This is a genomic window from Pseudomonas sp. B8(2017) (assembly GCF_002113575.1).
Lineage (GTDB): Bacteria > Pseudomonadota > Gammaproteobacteria > Pseudomonadales > Pseudomonadaceae > Aquipseudomonas > Aquipseudomonas putida_Z.
The window spans coordinates 74544-92041 of sequence record NZ_NEIO01000014.1; the positions used below are offsets into that span (position 1 = coordinate 74544).

The following is a 17498-nucleotide window of genomic DNA, read 5'->3' on the forward strand; positions in this document are numbered from 1 at the left end:
TGGCTTCCATGCTCGGGCATCGACAGCCTGCGGTATTGAAGAAAAGTACCCCACGCCCGGCCAGCGCATTTTTGTGTAGGAGCGGCCTTGTGTCGCGATCGGGCCGCACAGCGGCCCCCGGGTTTCAGCAGCGCTGCATCATTAGCTGGGGCCGCTGTGCGGCCCGATCGCGACACAAGGCCGCTCCTATAAGGTTGTTACAGGTTTTGTAATAGTTTTGCGCTATTACGGAGAGCTGCTGTACTTGTAGGATCGTTTTCCCAATTTGCTATCAAGGTCCATATGAGCACCTTCGCGGAACCCCCCAGTCCCCGGCCTTCAAGTCCTTCCTTCTCCCGTCCTCGTGACGCTGCCCTCGTGAGTACCCGCTAATGGAATGGCTAGCCGACCCCACGGCCTGGCTGGGCCTGCTGACGCTTATCGTCCTCGAGCTGGTGCTGGGTATCGACAACCTGGTGTTCATCGCCATCCTCGCCGACAAGCTGCCGCCGCATCAGCGCGACCGCGCGCGGGTCATTGGCCTGAGCCTGGCGTTGATCATGCGTCTGGGCCTGTTGGCCAGTATCTCGTGGATGGTCACCCTGACCGCGCCGTTGTTCGAGGTGTTCGACAAGAGCTTCTCCGGCCGTGACCTTATCATGCTGTTCGGTGGCGTGTTCCTGCTGTTCAAGGCCACCATGGAACTGCACGAACGCCTGGAAGGCCATGTGACCCAGGCCAGTGGCGCGGTGCGCCATGCTGCGTTCTGGCCGATCGTTGCGCAGATCGTGGTGCTCGATGCGGTGTTCTCGCTGGACGCGGTGATTACCGCGGTGGGCATGGTCGAGCATTTGTCGGTGATGATGATCGCGGTGATCTTCTCGATCGGCATCATGATCGTTGCCAGCAAGCCGCTGACCCGCTTCGTCAACGCCCACCCTACGGTGATCATGCTGTGCCTGGGCTTCCTGATGATGATCGGCTTCAGCCTTACCGCCGAAGGCCTGGGCTTCCATATCCCGAAAGGCTACTTGTACGCGGCCATCGGCTTCTCGATCCTGATCGAGCTGTTCAACCAGCTGGCCCGTGCCCGCCGCAAGCGCAGCCTGCAGCAGCACCGGCCACTGCGTGAGCGCACCGCGCATGCCGTGCTGCGCCTGCTGGGTGGCCGTCGGGTCGAGGCTGACGAGGTGGGCGAGGAAATCGCCGACCTGGTCGAAGGCGGTGAGGAGCAGGTGCTGTTCGACCGCCGTGAACGGGTGATGATCAGTGGCGTGCTGAACCTGGCCGAGCGGCCGATCCGCACGGTGATGACCGCCCGCGCCGAGGTCGATGTGATCGACCTGGCGCAGCCGGCCGACGCGATTGCCCAGGCCCTGGCCAATTCGCCGTACTCGCGCCTGCCATTGATCCGCTATGGCCGCGTGGACGAGCCGCTGGGCTTCGTGCACAAGAAGGAGCTGCTCAAGGAGTTGCTGTCGGGCAGCCAGCCCGATCTGGAAGGCATGGCCCGGGTACCGCTGAACCTCCTGGAAAGCTTCAGCATCCTCAACGCCCTGGAGCAGATGCGAGGCCAGTCGACGCACATCGCCTTCGTCGTCAACGAGTTCGGTGACTTCACCGGCCTGCTGACCATGACCGATATCCTCGAGTCGATTGCCGGCGAGCTGCCGGATGCCAGCGAGGTCGAAGGCCCGGGCATCGTCCAGGAAGGTGAAGGCTTTGTGGTCAGCGGTGCGTTGAACCTGAGCCAGGTGCAGGCGCGTACCGGCTTCAGCGCCCGCGCCACCGAGGACTACCAGACCCTCGCGGGCCTGGTGATGAGCCTGCTCGACCGCCTGCCCATGGTGGGTGACCGCCTGGCCTGGAATGGCTGGACGCTGACCGTGGAGGCGGTCGAGGAGCGGCGGGTGCGCCAGGTTCGGCTTACACCGAGCGGCGACGTTGACGCAGCAGGTGCTTGAAGCCCTCGATCACCAGCACCAGCACCGCGGCCCAGATCGGCAGGTAGGTCAGCCACTGATCCGGGCCGATGGTTTCGCCCAGCAGCAGCGCCACACCCACCAGCAGCACCGGTTCGACGTAGCTGAGCAGGCCGAACAGGCTGAACGGCAGCAGGCGGCTGGCCAGCACGTAGGCGATCAGGGCCGAGGCGCTGATCGCCCCGAGGATCGGGATCAACGCATACAGCCCAGGGTGTGCCTGCAGATCGGCAGGGGAAAGCGGGCCCTGGATCACGAAGTACAACGCCCAGGGCAACAGCAGGCACATGTCGCACCACAGGCCGCCCAGGTGTTCGGTGCGGCAGCGCTTGCGCAACACGAAGTAGATCGGGTAACCGATCGTCACTACCAGGGTTTCCCAGGCGAAACTGCCATGCTGGTACAGCTCGTGGCCCACGCCCAGCGCGGCGCAGGCCACGGCCACCTTCTGCAGGCGTGACAGGCGCTCGCCATACACCAGCCGCCCGGTCAGGACCATGGCCAGCGGCAGCAGGAAGTAGCCCATCGACACTTCCAGGCTGCGCCCGTGCAGGGGTGCCCAGAGGAACAGCCACAGCTGCACGCCCATCAGCCACGATGTGGCGACCATGCCCAGTAACAGCAGCGGCGTGCGTTTTACCCGGGCAAGCAGTTCACCCACCCGTTTCCAGTCTTTCGAGACAAGCATGAACAGGGTCAGGCAGGGCAGCGTCAACAGGCTGCGCCAGCCAAAGATCTCTTCGCCATCGAGCGGCGTGAGCAGAGAGGTATAGAAGTACATCACGGCGAACAGACAGGACGCCATGACCGACGAAAGAATGCCTTTTGACACGAATGCCTCGAATAGGGAATTGAGCGGGTGGATCAGCCGCGCATGATCTCAGGGGGCGCGGCTTGCGGCAACCGCGACGCAGCCGGGCGTGCCGCCAGCGCCTCGAGGAATTGGGCAGCCGGCATGGGCCTGGCGAACAGGTAGCCCTGCTGGAAGTCCACCTCGTGACGGGCCAGGTAATCGCGCTGGGCTTCGGTTTCCACGCCCTCGGCAACGATGCCCAGGCCCAGCTTGGCCGACAGCTCGATGATGGTCTCGAGGATGTGCACCGACAGCGCGTCGGCACCGATCATGGCGACGAAGCTCTGGTCGATCTTCAGGTAGTCGACCTTGAACTGGCGCAGGTAGTTGAGGCTTGACTGGCCGGTGCCGAAGTCGTCCAGGGCAATCTTCACACCCATGGCGTCGAGCTTTTCGAACAGTTCCAGAGCCACCGGCGTGGCCTCGATCAGCTTGCGCTCGGTCAGCTCCAGGGTCAGCACCACCCGGCCTGGCGGGAAGTGCTGGAGGAAGGTGCGGCAGTCGTCCAGCAGGCTGAAGTCGCGGCAGTGGTCGGCAGTGATGTTGATGCCGATATGGAAACCGTCCTCCAGCAGCCCGGCATAGGGTGCCAGGTTCTGCGCGGTGTGCATCATCAGCGCACGGGTCATGGCGACGATCTGCCCGCTGTGTTCGGCGTAGGGGATGAACAGGTCGGGGCGTACCAGGCCTTCGCGCGGGTGGTTCCAGCGCATCAGCACTTCGGCGCCGGCCCAGCGGTAATCGCCCTTGCGCACCACCGGCTGGAAGTACGGCAGGAACTCGTCGGCCTCCAGGGCCCGGCGCAGTTCGGCACGGGGCGAGGTGGCGCGGCGAACCTGCCAGCGGCACACCAGGGCGGCCACCGCGCCCAGTACCAGCAGCAAGCCGAACAGGGCGGGGTAGTGGCTGCGCCACAGCTGGCCCTGCTTGTCGGCGCCGTAGCCGCCATGCACGCTGAACGGGTAACGGGTCGAGCCCAGCTGCACATTCGCGCTGGCCGCGGCAGGGGGCACGCCCTTGTGCACGATGCCATCCTTGCCCAGCCAGGCATCGCCCACGCGGATCTGCAGCTCTTCATCGGGGCCGATCAGGCGCAGCGCCGTCAGCAGGTGTTCGCCATCCACCGTACTGATCGCGCCGCGGTCGCCGTCGCTGGCCCGATACACCAGCAGCGGGTGGCCCGGGGTGACCGAGTTGCCATCCATCAGCCACAGTTTGCCGTCGATGTAGTCGCCGGGGTTGACCGGCTCGTCGAATGCGCCGAACAGCGAGGTGCAATAAAGGGCGTTGTGCCGGAACAGGTTGGTCGAGCGCACGAAGGCTTTGCGCGTGACCTGGGCGCGCAGCATGAGCTGGGCCTCGTCGCACGGGCTGTCGACAAGTGGCAGCAGGGCATTGGCAGCGCTGGACAGGTTGTCGAGAATGCGCTCGACGTGTTCCACCACCTGGCGGGCGGTGGCCTGGCTGCTGGCCTGCATTTCGCGCTCGATCTGCCAGTTCATCACGGCCAGGCCGCACGCCACCGGCAGCACGCCGACGACCCAGGGCAACAGGGTGCGCCAGCCGAAGCCGGCGCGGCGTTTGACGGTAAGGGGCATGCTGACCTGATCTGTAGGAAGGATTACGAGAGGATAGCCGCTTGTCGGAAGCCGTGAGCAACTAAAGCGCGACAAACCATTTTACGCAATGTAGAATCGATTTACGAATACAACAATAAGGTCCTTCGATACCGAAGGATCAAGCCCGCCGAGAATGGGTCCATATGACATACCATGGGTTCAAGCTGATAATAGGTGACTTCCTCGCCCGCAGCGTGCGGGGTATCCCGTGCTCACCGCCGTTTCCGTGCCACATCCCACGCAATCAATAATTTTTCGCTGCAGATGAGGACACGAACATGGCTGATATCTTCGACAATCCAATGGGCCTGATGGGCTTTGAATTCATTGAACTGGCTTCGCCGACCCCTGGCGTACTCGAGCCGGTATTCCAGATGCTGGGCTTCACCAAGGTGGCTACCCACCGTTCCAAGGATGTGCACCTGTATCGTCAGGGTGACATCAACCTGATCCTGAACAACGAACCCAAGAGCATCGCCTCGTACTTCGCCGCCGAACACGGCCCGTCGGTATGCGGCATGGCGTTCCGCGTGCGCAACGCCCACGAGGCCTATGCCCGCGCCCTGGAACTGGGCGCCCAGCCGGTGGAAATCGAAACCGGGCCGATGGAGCTGCGCCTGCCGGCGATCAAGGGTATCGGCGGTGCGCCGCTGTACCTGATCGACCGTTTCGAGGAAGGCAGCTCGATCTACGATATCGACTTCAAGTTCATCGAGGGTGTGGACCGCAACCCGGTGGGTGCCGGCCTGAAGATCATCGACCACCTCACCCACAACGTTTATCGCGGGCGCATGTCGTACTGGGCCGGCTTCTACGAGAAGCTGTTCAACTTCCGCGAAATCCGCTACTTCGACATCAAGGGTGAGTACACCGGCCTGACTTCGCGTGCCATGACCGCACCGGATGGCATGATCCGTATCCCGCTGAACGAAGAATCGTCCAAGGGCTCCGGGCAGATCGAAGAGTTCCTGATGCAGTTCAACGGCGAAGGCATCCAGCACGTCGCCTTCCTGACCGATGACCTGCTCAAGACCTGGGACGCCCTCAAGGGCTTCGGCATGCGTTTCATGACTGCACCGCCGCAAACCTACTACGAGATGCTCGAAGAGCGCCTGCCAGGTCACGGCGAGCCGGTAGACCAGTTGAAAGCACGCGGCATCCTCCTCGATGGCGCCTCCCAACCTGGCGACAAGCGCCTGCTGCTGCAGATCTTCTCCGAGACCTTGCTCGGCCCGGTGTTCTTCGAGTTCATCCAGCGCAAGGGTGACGACGGCTTTGGCGAGGGCAACTTCAAGGCCCTGTTCGAATCGATCGAGCGCGACCAGGTACGCCGTGGTGTGTTGAGCACCGACTGATCCCGAGAGTACCGCCGTCACGATTCGATGGCGGCGGTATCAACCCTTCTTCTTGCCCGAAATGGTCAGGCCCAGGTACATGATGAACATGCTGGCGACCCCGACCAGTACCAGCGAGGGCAGCACCTGGTGCAGGGATAGGCGAAACTCCTGGGCGGCGTACCCTTTGGGGTAGCCGCCGATCACCATGTAGCCATATTTCTGGGATACCGTTCGCTCGGTGAATTCGGCCTGGGAGGGGCGTCGTGCGTCGCGGCTATCTCCCTCGCTCCAGATATACAGGTCGTTGAATTCCAGAAGCAATGTCAGGCCGTCCTGGAAAGCACGCAGTTCGTCACGCAACTGTCGACCGTATGCGGTTGCGATTATCCCGGGGTCGCTGTGCGGTCTCTGGATCTTGATGATCGCCGCGTTAGGCGACGATGGCGCGTCGAATGCCAGCTCCGTCTGCCGTCCGGACAGGGCAAATGCCGAGTTATACGCCAAAGGGTCCATGTCCGTCGCACAATAGGCTTGTTGGTCGCGGGTGAGTATCAATGAGCGAAGGTGCGGGCTGTTGGCGACTCTCTGCTCCAGCGTACCGAGCGCTTCGTCACAGGGCTTGCCTGCCAATGGCAGGATCAGGTCCAGATCGCCTTCCATGCGGCCCAGTGCCTGGTCGATGCTGAAAATCGCCTCCTGAACAGAAACCTTGGCATTCTCTTCAAGTTTTCTTTGCAACTGATAGTCCATCATCAGTAACCCGGATAGCACCGGTATTGCGCCGATGGACAATATCAGCAGTAGTTTCCGCCAGTTGATGCCGAGACTCGGTATTGCTGCCATAGGACCGCCGCTCCGTAGAACCTTGCTGTTCGGGTTGAACAGGTCAGCGCTGATCCTATGTGCTTGATGACGCCTCCGGCTGTAGGCCAAAAGTGTTGCAACTTCACAGAAAAGCGGAACCTCGTTGTCGGCTTTACTTCAGCTTGGCGAGCACTTTTTCGGCCAGCTGGGCTGTGGAGGCGGGGTTCTGCCCGGTGATCAGACGATCATCGGACACGACGAACGGTTGCCACGGGTCATCATGCTTGCTGTAGTTGCCGCCGCGCGCGCCCAGTTCGTTTTCCGTCAGGAAGGGGACCACCTTGTCCAGTTCGACCAGTTTCTCCTCGGTATTGGAGAAGCCGGTCACCTGACGGTCCTTGAGCAACAGGCTGTTATCGCTGAGCTTGATGTTCAGCAGCCCGACAACACCATGGCAGACCGCTGCGACTATGCCCTTGTTCTCGTAGACCCGGCGTGCCAGGTCTTGCAGCGGCTGGTTGTCGGGAAAGTCATACATCACCCCGTGCCCGCCGGTGTAATAGATGACGCGGTACTCATCGGCCTTCACCTGGCCAGGGCTCAAAGTGTTGCCCAGGCGGGCCATGAAGCGCTTGTCGTCATACCACTGCCAGTCCAGGTCGGGGGCCATTTGCAGGCTATGCGGGTCGACGGGTACGTAGCCGCCCAGCGGGCTGACATAATCGACCGTGTAACCGGCTTTCTCGACTTTTTCGACAAAGTGCACGGCTTCCCCCAGCCACAACCCGGTCGCCCGTTTGAGGGTCGGATACTTGGCTGTATTGGTCAGCACCACCAGCATTTTCTTGCTCATGACCACGCTCCCGTCGGCAACCTGAATGGGCCGTTGCTCCCTGGCCCGAGGGAAAACCTAATGAGCATAGCTCTCAGGTGCAAGTACGCCATATTGCGTGGCGTGTGTTGTGCTACCGTGAACCACATTCACGGGGCGCCCGAACTTTTCCTGAACCATGCTGGAGTCACGATAGTGGTCGAAAACGGTACGCCGCGCGAGCCTGCGTCGACAGTCATTCTGCAGGCGCCTGTACCACCGGCCGACCTCATGGGCGAACGGATTGCACAGTTCGACTGGGGACGCACATCGCTCGGGCCGCTGCCGCGCTGGCCGGCCTCGTTGCGCATTGCCGTCGACATGATGCACTTGTCACCGTTCCCGTGTGCCGTGGTCTGGGGGCCAGACCTCAACGTTGTCCACAATGCTGGCTACCGGGCGTTGCGGCCGGTTGCCCCGGATGCATTGGGCATGGCCTTCGATGCGCTTTGGAGCGATGTATGGCCGGCGATGGGGCCGTGGGTATTCAAGGCGCTTGAGGGGCACTCGAGTTTTGTCGAGGACCCACCACTGCGTATTGGCTGCGGCGAAGGCGGGGAGCCGTTGTGGTATGCGTTCGGCTACACACCGTTGCGCGATGAACTGGGCAACGTGGCAGGTTTTCTGCACGCGGTGATCGAGACCACGGCCAGCGTCGAGGCGCACCGCCACTGGCGCGAGCAGGCGCAAAGCTTCGAGCAGCAGGTCGAGCGACACCTGGTGGAGCGCGAGCAGTTCTGGCAGTTGTCGCGTGATGCAATGATGACGGTTACGCCCGAGCTGAAGGTGCATGCCGCCAACCCCGCCTGGTACCGCATTCTGGGCTGGGCCGAGGAGCAGGTACAGGGTGTTCCGGTATTGGACCTGGTACATCCGGCCGATCGCGCCGAGGTTGAGGTGGCCGTTTCCGGGTGCCTGCAATACCGCAATGCCGAGCAGATAGAGACGCGCCTGCGTCACTGCGATGGCCATTACCACTGTTTTCGCTGGAGTGCGCGGTTCGATGGCAGCCTGCTGACTGCCGTTGGGCGGGACATCACCGAGGAGCATGAAGAGGCCGCGCGTCAATCCGAAGCCCTGATGCGCAACAACGAACGCCTGGAAGTGGTTGGCCAGTTGGCCGGGGGCATGGGCCATGAACTGAACAACTTGTTGTCCGGCATCGGCGGCAGCCTGGAGTTGCTGCAACGGCGCCTGCAGGAAGGACGGCTGGAGCGCGTGGAGACCTATGTCGAGGTGGCGCGTGATTCGGTGCAGCGTGCCATGGAGCTGACCCATCGCTTGCTGGCGTTTTCCCGTCATCAACCTTTGGCGCCCAGGCCGCTGGATTTCAACCGGCAATTGCGCTTGAGCGAACCACTGCTGCGCAGCACGCTGGGCGCCGAGATGCGTTTGCACTGGCAGCTGGATGTCACGCCGTGGGCGGTGAACCTTGATGTTTCCCAGCTTGAAAATGCCTTGATCAATCTTTGCACCAACGCCCGCGAAGCGTGCCTGGATCGCGGCAATGTCACGCTGCGCAGTGTCAACCAGCGGCTGACGACGTGTTTCCCGGATGAGGGCGGCCTGCCGCCAGGCGACTACGTTGCCTTGCATGTGGAGGATGATGGCCGCGGCATGCCGGCGGTGGACATTGCCAGGGCCTTTGAACCGTTCTTCACCACCAAGCCGGTCGGGCGTGGCTCAGGGCTTGGCTTGTCGATGGTGTATGGGTTTGTCGGCCAGTCGGGGGGCTACGCCTGGATCGAGTCGGAGCCGAACCAGGGCACCAAGGTCTGCATGCTTTTCCCAAGGTGCCATGACCCGCTACCCGAGGCGCCCGCGCTGGTGCAGCGCTCGCAGCGCCTGGCCGGGGGGCAGCGCCTGTTGCTGGTCGATGACGAGCTCGGTTTGCGTGCGGTGATGCGCGAGTACCTGAACGAGCGTGGTTTCGAGGTCATTGATGTGGGCGACGCCAATAGTGCGCTGGAGCGCTTCCGCCATGACGGCCCGTTCGACCTGGTAATCACCGACATCGGCTTGCCGGGTGGTTTCAGTGGCCGCCAGGTGGCCAAGGCCATGCGCATGCAGCTGCCGTTGCAGAAGATCCTGTTCATCACCGGCTATGCGGGTCAGCCGATCGAAGCGCAGTTGCTCGAGCAGCCGGGCACGGCATTGATGAACAAGCCGTTCGCGCTGGCGGACCTGGTGGATGAGGCGCTACGCATGCTCGAGGAGTGAAGCGGTTCAGGGCTTGCCCAGTATCTGGGTCACCTGGGCCTGCAGCTGCTTCAGCTCGAAGGGCTTGCAGATCAGGTGCATGCCCGCCTCTAGGAAACCCTCGCGGGCCATGGCCGTTTCCGCATAGCCGGTGATGAACAGTACTGGCAAGCGTGGGCGCAGGTTGCGTGCAATCTCGGCCAGCTGGCGGCCATTCATGCCGGGCAAGCCGACATCGCTGACCAGCAGATCCACCGGTTGTGTCGAACGCAGAACCTTCAGGCCCTCGTTGGCGTCGGCGGCACTGTGGCAGGCGAAGCCATCCTCGCGCAGGGCCTGGCATAGCAATTGGCGTACATGCGGGTCGTCCTCGACCACCAGCACGTGATGGCCCTGGTAGCCTCGCACGGGCTGCACGGGTTTGACCGGTGCCTGGTCCTGGTCGACATGGCGCGGCAGGTACAGGTCCACCCGGGTGCCTTGGCCGATCTGGCTGTGCAGGGTGACATGGCCGTGGGATTGCTTGCTGAAGCCGTACACCATCGACAGGCCCAGGCCGATGCCCTGGCCGATCGCCTTGGTGCTGAAGAACGGCTCGAAGGCATGCTCCAGCGTGCTTTGCGCCATGCCCTGGCCGTCATCGACGATTCGCAGGCGTACATAGTCGCCGGCGCACAGGGCACCGCCGGGGAATTGCCCGGCACCGATGTGCTGGTTACTTGCCTCGATGCGCAGCTGGCCGCCACTGGGCATGGCTTCGCAGGCATTGAGTAGCACGTTGTCGAGGGCTTCCTGCAACTGCTGGTCATCGGCTTCGACCGACCACAGGCCCTTGGCGATTTGCACGTGCAGGTTCACTGCCGGGCTCAGGCAAGCCTTCAGACGCTTGGCCTGGAGCAGGTCGTGCAGGTCGACCTGCTGGCTGTGCAGCGATTGCCGGGAAGAGAAAGCCAGCAGGCGGTGGGTCAGGCGGGCGGCGCGTGACACCGCCTCGCGGCCCATGCGCAGCACGTTGTCCAGGCCATCGCTGCGGCCCTGGCGCAAGCGCCGGTCGATCAGCTCGAAGCTGCCGCCGATGCTGGTGAGCAGGTTGTTGAAGTCATGGGCGACCCCCCCGGCCAGTTGGCCGATGGCCTCCATCTTGCGCGTCTGGTGGCGGGCGAACTCGCTGCGCTGCTGGTCTTCGCCGGGAGGCGCGGCCTGGGCGTCAAGGCGTTGCTGCAGGTCCTGCAGCTGGTCGCGCGCCAGGTACTGCCGGCGCCGGTTGCGCAGGGCGGACTGGGTCGTGTGCAGCAGCTGGGCGTTTTCGAACGGTGCGACCAGCAGGAACAGGTTGCCTACCGGGTGGTTGGTCGAGCTCTTGGCCGCTTGGCTCCCTTGACCGAGCAGCACGATGGGCAGGTCCGACCAGCACGGTTGCTGGTCGATGAATGCCTGCAGCAACGCGCTTGGGCCCTGTTTGAACACTTGCTCGGCAATGATCGCCAGGCCCGCGCCTTCGGCCAGGCAGGCTTGCAGGTTGGCCAGGTCGACCGCGCACAGGCTGTCGATGCCCGCAGAAGCGAGCAGGCGAGCAGTATCCGCGGCTATTGGCGGGGGCGCCAGGATCAATGCACGTTCGTCCAGCGCCAACGAACTGGCCAAAACGACTCTCCTGCAGGGTGGTCTGATATCCACTGGACCTTGGGCACGGCCCCAGGGTTCAACAAATTTTCGGACGTTGCCTACAGGCCCTGTTGCAGCACGGGGTCGTCCGGGTTCTGCCGCTCCAGTTCGGCCAGCAGTACCTGCACGTTCTGCAACTGGCCGGTTTCCTTCCAGTACTGGATCAGCAACACCCGTGCCCGGCGATTGGCCGGCTGGCGGCTGAGCACGGTTTCCAGTTGCTTTTGCGCGGCGTCGAGTTGTTCCAGTTCATGCAGGGTGACCGCCAGTGTATAGCGGTAGTCGGCGTTGTCCGGGTCCAGTTCGACGGCGCGGGACAAGGCCAGCAAGGCGTATTCGCGCTGCTCGTGGCGGTTCAGCCAGAGCCCCAGTTCGTACTGCAGAAAGGCCGAGTCGGGGCTCAGCGCCAGGGCTTTGCCCAGTACCTGACGCGAGGCGTCGTGATGGCCCTGCCGTTCCAGCAGGCGTACCTGGGTCGCCAGTGCGTCGAGGTTGCCTGGCGCTACCGTCAGGGCTCGTTGCAGGGCTGTGGCGGCCAGGGTGTAGTCGTTTTCGTGCAGGTACAGGCGCGCCAGGTGGACCTGGGCGTCTGCGTCTTCGGGTTGTTGCTCCAGAGCCTGCTGGTATTGCTCCAAGGCGACCTGCAGCGGGCCGAAATACAGGCCGATGTCATCCGGGGCAAGGCCGAGCAGGGCATCTACCGCGGCAAAGCGTACGCTTTGCTCGTCGTCATCCAGCAGCGGGCCGAGTACCAGGCTGCGCTGCGCCGCCGGCAGCAGGCGGCGGATGCCGGCAATGGCTGCACGGCGCACCAGCGGGTCGGCATGTTCCAGGTCCTGGCGGGCGAGTTTCAACGCCTGGGGCGAAGGGTAGTTGGGCAGTTCGGCATACAAGGCCGCTCGGCGGATGGGTGGCAGGTCGGTGCGCTGCAATTGTTGGTACAGCACCCGTGCAGCGCCAGGTTGGCCCTCATGAGCCTGGCGCAGGGCCTTGGCGTAGCTGTGCGCGGGCAGGGTTGGCGGGGCTGGCGGAGTGTCGCGCCACAGGTAGCCGAACAGGGCCGATACCAGGATCAACAGCAGCAGGGCGATCAGGTAGCGGTGGCGTCTGGGCATCGGACGATCCGTGGCGGCGGGAAGGGCAGAGCTTGGGCTAGCCGGAGGGTAATTGCAACCAGGTGCCTGTCTCGACATTTTCTGCGCCTGTGAGACCGAGCGCCGCCCGCGCGGCGCATCGCCGGCAAGCCAGCTCCCACATCTGTTTCGGGCCAGTTACTCCTGCCTCCTGCGCACTCGCACCCTGGGTGCATGGCTGGAGATTGCAGAAGAGCAGCAGCGCTACCTTCGATATCGTGTCGTACAAACAAGGGGTCGCGCGCGCCAGGCACAGAAGAGACTGGCCCGAAACAGATGTGGGAGCTGGCTTGCCGGCGATGCGCCGCGCGGGCGGCGCTCGGTCTCATAGGCGCTGAAGATTCAGAGGCATGCACCCTGCACACACCCTCAATCAGCATAAAAAAGCCCCGCGGACCAAGGCCTGCGGGGCAAACGGTTGGGGGAGGAGCCAACCAAAGGAGCCGTTGAAACGGGTGTATCAGCGCGCGCTGGCTACAGTCTCCGGCTGCCAGCCGCCGCCCAGGGCCTTGTAGATGGAGACGATGCCGCGGTACAGCTCGACCTCGCCCTGGGCTTGTGCATCTTCGGCGCTCAGCCGCTCACGCTCGGCATCGAGCAGCACCAGGTAGTCCACCGTACCCTCGCGATAACGAATCGAGGCCAGTTCCGCCGCCTTGCGGCTGGCATCGCTCTGGCGCATCAGCGACAGCAGCCGCTGCTGGGTCTTGTCGTAGTCGCTGAAGGCGTTGGCCGATTCTTCCAGGGCCAGCAACACCTGCTGTTCATAGTTGGCCAGTGCTCCTTCGGCATCGGCCTTGGCACCGCGCAGGCGGGCGCGCACGCTGCCCAGGTCGAAGGCCGCCCAGGTGATGCTCGGGCCCAGCGCCCAGGCATTGGCTGCCGAGGAGCCGATCTGCGAGCCACGGGCAGCAGTAAAGCCGAGGAAGCCGCTGAGGCTGACGCGGGGGAACAGGTCGGCCGTGGCCACGCCGACGTTGGCGGTGGCAGCCGCCAACTGGCGTTCGGCGCTGCGGATGTCCGGGCGGCGGCGCAGCAGTTCACCCGGGTCACCCACCGGTAGCGCCTTGGCGATGGCCGGCAGGGCTTTGGGCGACAGGTCGACGCTGAGCGCCTCGGGGCGCTGGCCGAGCAGGGTGGCGATGCGATGCCGGGCCCGCGCCTGTTCCGCCTGCAGTTGCGGCACGGTGGCTTCGACCCCGGCCAGGCGCGCGTCGGCCCGTACCACGTCAAGGTCGTTGCCCACGCCGGCATCGCGCAGGGTTTCGGTGATGGCCCGCGATTCCTGCTGGGTCTTGAGGTTGGCCAGGGCGATCTTCTCGCGCAACTGCGCGCCGCGCAGCTGGCCGTAGGCATCGACCAACTCGGCGATCAGGCTGACCTGCAGCTGCTGCAGGTCGGCCGCGGCTACCGCTTCCTGGGCTTCGCTGGCTTCGATCTGGCGCTGGATGCGGCCGAACAGGTCAAGCTCCCAGGCCATGTCCAGGCCCAGGTCGTAGCGCTCGCTGTTCACCCGTTGCGTGGTCTGGCCGGGGACCTGGCCCTTGCCGATGTCGCTGCTGGCGCGGCTGGTGACCACCGGGAACTGGTCGTTCTCGGCGTCTTCACGGATCGAACGGGCCGACTTCAGGCGGGCGAAGGCCACGCGCAGGTCACGGTTGCCGTCCAGCGAAGCCTGCACCAGCTGGTTCAGCACCGGGTCGTCGAACTGCTTCCACCACAGGCTCTCGAAACGGCTACGGTCGTAGGCCTTGGCTTGTACATCGCTGGCCAGCTGCGCAGGCTCGGTGGCCGGCGCCTGGTAGTCCGGGCCTACCGCGCAGGCCGCCAGGGCCAGCGCCAGCAGGCTCGGGGTCAAGGGTTTGAGCAGGTTCATGCATGGCTCTCCAGCGAGTGGGCGCGTTCGGCCTTGCGGGCCTGGCGACGCTCGACGAAACGGCGAATCAGGAAGAAGAACACCGGGGTCAGGAACAAGCCGAACACGGTCACGCCGATCATCCCCGAGAACACCGCCACACCCATGGCATGGCGCATTTCAGAACCTGCACCGGAGCTGAACACCAGTGGAACCACACCCATGATGAAGGCGATCGAGGTCATCAGGATCGGCCGCAGGCGCAGGCGGCAGGATTCCAGTACCGCAGCCAGCGGGTCGAGCCCCTTGGCCTGTTCGTCCTTGGCGAACTCGACGATCAGGATCGCGTTCTTGCACGCCAGGCCCACCAGTACGATCAGGCCGATCTGGGTGAAGATGTTGTTGTCACCACCCGACACGATCACCCCGGTGATGGCCGACAGCAGGGTCATCGGCACGATCAGGATCACCGCCAGCGGCAGGCTCCAGCTTTCGTACTGGGCGGCAAGCACCAGGAAGGCCAGCAGTACGCACAGCGGGAACACGAACAGCGCAGTGTTGCCCGAGAGGATCTGCTGGTAGGTCAGGTCGGTCCACTCGAAGGTCATGCCGTTGGGCAGTTCCTCTTTCAGCAGCTTCTCGATTGCAGCTTCGGCCTGGCCGGAGCTGTAGCCCGGTGCCGCGGCGCCGTTGATCTCGGCGGTGATGAAACCGTTGTAGTGCATCACCCGGTCAGGCCCGGAGGTGTCGCTGACCTTGAGGAAGGTCGCCAGCGGGATCATCTCGCCGAGGTTGTTGCGCACCTTCAGCTGGCCGATCTGCTCGGCATCGAGGCGGAACTGCTGTTCGGCCTGGACGTTGACCTGGTAGGTACGGCCAAAGCGGTTGAAGTCGTTGGTGTACAGCGAGCCCAGGTAGACCTGCAGGGTGTCGAAGATGTCGGTGATCGCCACGCCGTGGGTCTTGGCCTTTTCCCGGTCGATGGCGGCATCGACCTGCGGCACGTTGACCTGGTAGCTGGTGAACAGGCCCGCCAGTTCCGGCACGTTGTGGCTCTTGGCGATGATGTTCTGGGTTTCCTTGTACAGCGCCTCGTAGCCCAGGTTGCCACGGTCTTCGATCTGCAGGCGGAAGCCGCCGATGGTGCCCAGGCCTTGTACCGGCGGTGGCGGGAAGATCGCGATGTAGGCGTCCTGGATGTCGGCGAACTGGGCATTCAGTGCAGCAGCGATGGCCGCCGCCGACTGGCTCGGGTCCTTGCGCTCGTCGAACGGCTTGAGCGGGGTGAACACGATGCCGCTGTTCGGGCTGTTGGTGAAACCGTTGATCGACAGGCCAGGGAAGGCTACCGAGTCGGCCACGCCAGGCTGCTTCAGGGCGATTTCGCTCATGCGCTTGATCACCGCTTCGGTGCGGTCGAGGCTGGCCGCGTCAGGCAGCTGGGCGAACGCCACCAGGTACTGCTTGTCTTGGGCCGGTACAAAACCGGTCGGGGTGGACGAGAAGCCCAGGTAGGTCAGGCCCATCAGGCCGGCATACACGAACAGGGCGATGCCGCTGGAGCGGATGACCCGACGCACGCCGCCGACGTAGCGGTTGGAAGCGCGGTCGAAGAAGCGGTTGAACGGGGCGAACAGCCAGCTGCCCAGCAGTTTTTCCAGGAACCGCGAGAACCGGTCCTTGGGCGCATGGTGGTCCTTCAGCAGCACGGCAGCCAGGGCCGGCGACAGGGTCAGCGAGTTGAATGCCGAGATCACCGTGGAAATGGCGATGGTCAGGGCGAACTGCTTGTAGAACTGCCCGGTCAGGCCGGAAATGAACGCGGCAGGCACGAACACGGCGCACAGCACCAGGGCGGTGGCGATGATCGGCCCGGTCACTTCGCCCATGGCCTTTTGCGTGGCCTCCAACGGTTTCAGGCCCAGGCCGATGTTGCGCTCGACGTTTTCCACCACGACGATGGCGTCGTCCACCACGATACCGATGGCCAGGACCAGGCCGAACAATGACAGCGCGTTGAGCGAGAAGCCGAACAGGTGCATCACGGCAAAGGTACCGATCAGCGATACCGGCACGGCCATCAGCGGGATGATCGAGGCACGCCAGGTCTGCAGGAACAGGATGACGACCAGCACGACCAGCACCAGCGCTTCGAACAGGGTGTGCACCACGGCTTCGATGGAACCACGGACGAACACGGTCGGGTCATAGACGATGCTGTAGTCCATGCCCTCGGGGAAGTCCTTCTTCAGCTCGGCCATCTTCGCCCGCACTTCGTCGGAGATCTCGATGGCGTTGGAGCCTGGGCGCTGGAAGATCGGGATGGCCACCGCCGGCTGGTTGTTCAGCAGCGAACGCAGGGCGTACTGGCTGGAACCGAGTTCGACCCGGGCGATGTCCTTCAGGCGGGTGATTTCGCCATCGGCACCGGCGCGGATGATGATGTTCTCGAACTCTTCCTCATTGACCAGACGACCTTGGGTGTTGATCGACAGCTGGAAGCTGGTCGAACCCGGGGCGGGTGGGGCGCCCAGCTGGCCGGCGGCCACCTGGCGGTTCTGTTCGCGGATCGCAGCCACCACATCACTGGCGGTGAGGTTGCGCGAAGCGGTCTTGTTCGGGTCCAGCCACACGCGCAGCGAGTAGTCGCCCATGCCGAACAGCTGCACATCGCCCACGCCGCCCAGGCGCGCCAGCTCGTCCTTGATGTTGAGGATGGCGTAGTTGGACAGGTAGAGCATGTCGTAGCGGTTGTCCGGCGAGGTCAGGTGCACGACCATGGTCAGGTCGGGCGAGGCCTTGTCGACGGTGATACCGATGCGGGTCACTTCCTCTGGCAGCTTGGGCTGGGTACGGGTGACGCGGTTCTGCACCTGCACCTGGGCGTTGTCCAGGTCGGTGCCCAGAGCGAAGGTGATGGTCAGCGTCAGCTTGCCGTCAGCAGTGGACTGGGAGGACATGTACAGCATGTTCTCCACGCCGGTAATCGCCTGCTCCAGCGGCGCGGCGACGGTTTCGCCGATGACCTTGGGGTTGGCGCCGGGGAAGTTGGCGCGCACCACCACGGTGGGCGGCACCACTTCGGGGTATTCGCTGATCGGCAGCTGGAACAGCGAGATCGAACCCGCGATCAGCAGCACCAGCGACAGCACCGCGGCGAAGATTGGCCGGGTAATGAAGAATTTCGAGAAGTTCATCGGT

General features: G+C 63.8%; 11 protein-coding genes. 3 read left to right on the forward strand and 8 right to left on the reverse strand.

What is annotated here, in order from left to right; genetic code table 11:
* Positions 1–371: 371 nt before the first annotated feature.
* Positions 372–1943: a TerC family protein gene (locus CAG22_RS19170; protein WP_085705963.1), complete on the forward strand. Its 1572-nt coding sequence runs from the start codon at positions 372–374 to the stop codon at positions 1941–1943.
* On the opposite strand, the gene rarD is transcribed toward CAG22_RS19170, so the two are convergent.
* Both rarD and CAG22_RS19180 read right to left on the reverse strand, forming a co-directional pair.
* Complete coding sequence (gene rarD / locus CAG22_RS19175; RefSeq protein ID WP_085705964.1) at positions 1906–2793, reverse strand: EamA family transporter RarD; 888 nt, start codon at positions 2791–2793, stop codon at positions 1906–1908. The two genes, CAG22_RS19170 and rarD, sit on opposite strands and share 38 nt — an antisense overlap.
* Positions 2794–2825: 32 nt before the next feature.
* Positions 2826–4412, reverse strand: a complete 1587-nt coding sequence (locus tag CAG22_RS19180; RefSeq protein WP_085588510.1) for an EAL domain-containing protein — start codon at positions 4410–4412, stop codon at positions 2826–2828.
* Between the two features lie 299 nt (positions 4413–4711).
* On the opposite strand from CAG22_RS19180, the gene hppD reads away from it, so the two are divergent.
* Complete coding sequence (gene hppD / locus CAG22_RS19185; RefSeq protein WP_085705965.1) at positions 4712–5788, forward strand: 4-hydroxyphenylpyruvate dioxygenase; 1077 nt, start codon at positions 4712–4714, stop codon at positions 5786–5788.
* 39 nt (positions 5789–5827) lie between these two features.
* On the opposite strand, the gene CAG22_RS19190 is transcribed toward hppD, so the two are convergent.
* On the reverse strand, positions 5828–6613 hold the full coding sequence (locus CAG22_RS19190) for a CSS-motif domain-containing protein (RefSeq protein ID WP_256573533.1): 786 nt from the start codon (positions 6611–6613) through the stop codon (positions 5828–5830).
* Positions 6614–6746: 133 nt separating this feature from the next.
* Entirely contained in the window at positions 6747–7427 is a 681-nt protein-coding gene (locus CAG22_RS19195; RefSeq protein ID WP_085705966.1) for a type 1 glutamine amidotransferase domain-containing protein, read from the reverse strand.
* Positions 7428–7601: 174 nt separating this feature from the next.
* On the opposite strand from CAG22_RS19195, the gene CAG22_RS19200 reads away from it, so the two are divergent.
* Entirely contained in the window at positions 7602–9665 is a 2064-nt protein-coding gene (locus CAG22_RS19200) for an ATP-binding protein (protein ID WP_085705967.1), read from the forward strand.
* A 6-nt stretch (positions 9666–9671) separates the two neighbouring features.
* On the opposite strand, the gene CAG22_RS19205 is transcribed toward CAG22_RS19200, so the two are convergent.
* From CAG22_RS19205 to CAG22_RS19220, 4 genes are all read right to left on the reverse strand, one after another.
* Positions 9672–11288: a response regulator gene (locus tag CAG22_RS19205; RefSeq protein ID WP_085705968.1), complete on the reverse strand. Its 1617-nt coding sequence runs from the start codon at positions 11286–11288 to the stop codon at positions 9672–9674.
* Positions 11289–11368: 80 nt separating this feature from the next.
* Complete coding sequence (locus CAG22_RS19210) at positions 11369–12424, reverse strand: tetratricopeptide repeat protein (RefSeq protein WP_085665732.1); 1056 nt, start codon at positions 12422–12424, stop codon at positions 11369–11371.
* A 478-nt stretch (positions 12425–12902) separates the two neighbouring features.
* Positions 12903–14318 carry an efflux transporter outer membrane subunit gene (locus CAG22_RS19215; protein ID WP_085588522.1) on the reverse strand — a complete coding sequence of 472 codons (1416 nt, stop codon included), beginning with the start codon at positions 14316–14318 and terminating at the stop codon, positions 12903–12905.
* Entirely contained in the window at positions 14315–17494 is a 3180-nt protein-coding gene (locus CAG22_RS19220; RefSeq protein WP_085705969.1) for an efflux RND transporter permease subunit, read from the reverse strand. Before CAG22_RS19220 ends, CAG22_RS19215 begins: the two co-directional genes overlap by 4 nt.
* Between the last annotated feature and the right edge of the window lie 4 nt (positions 17495–17498).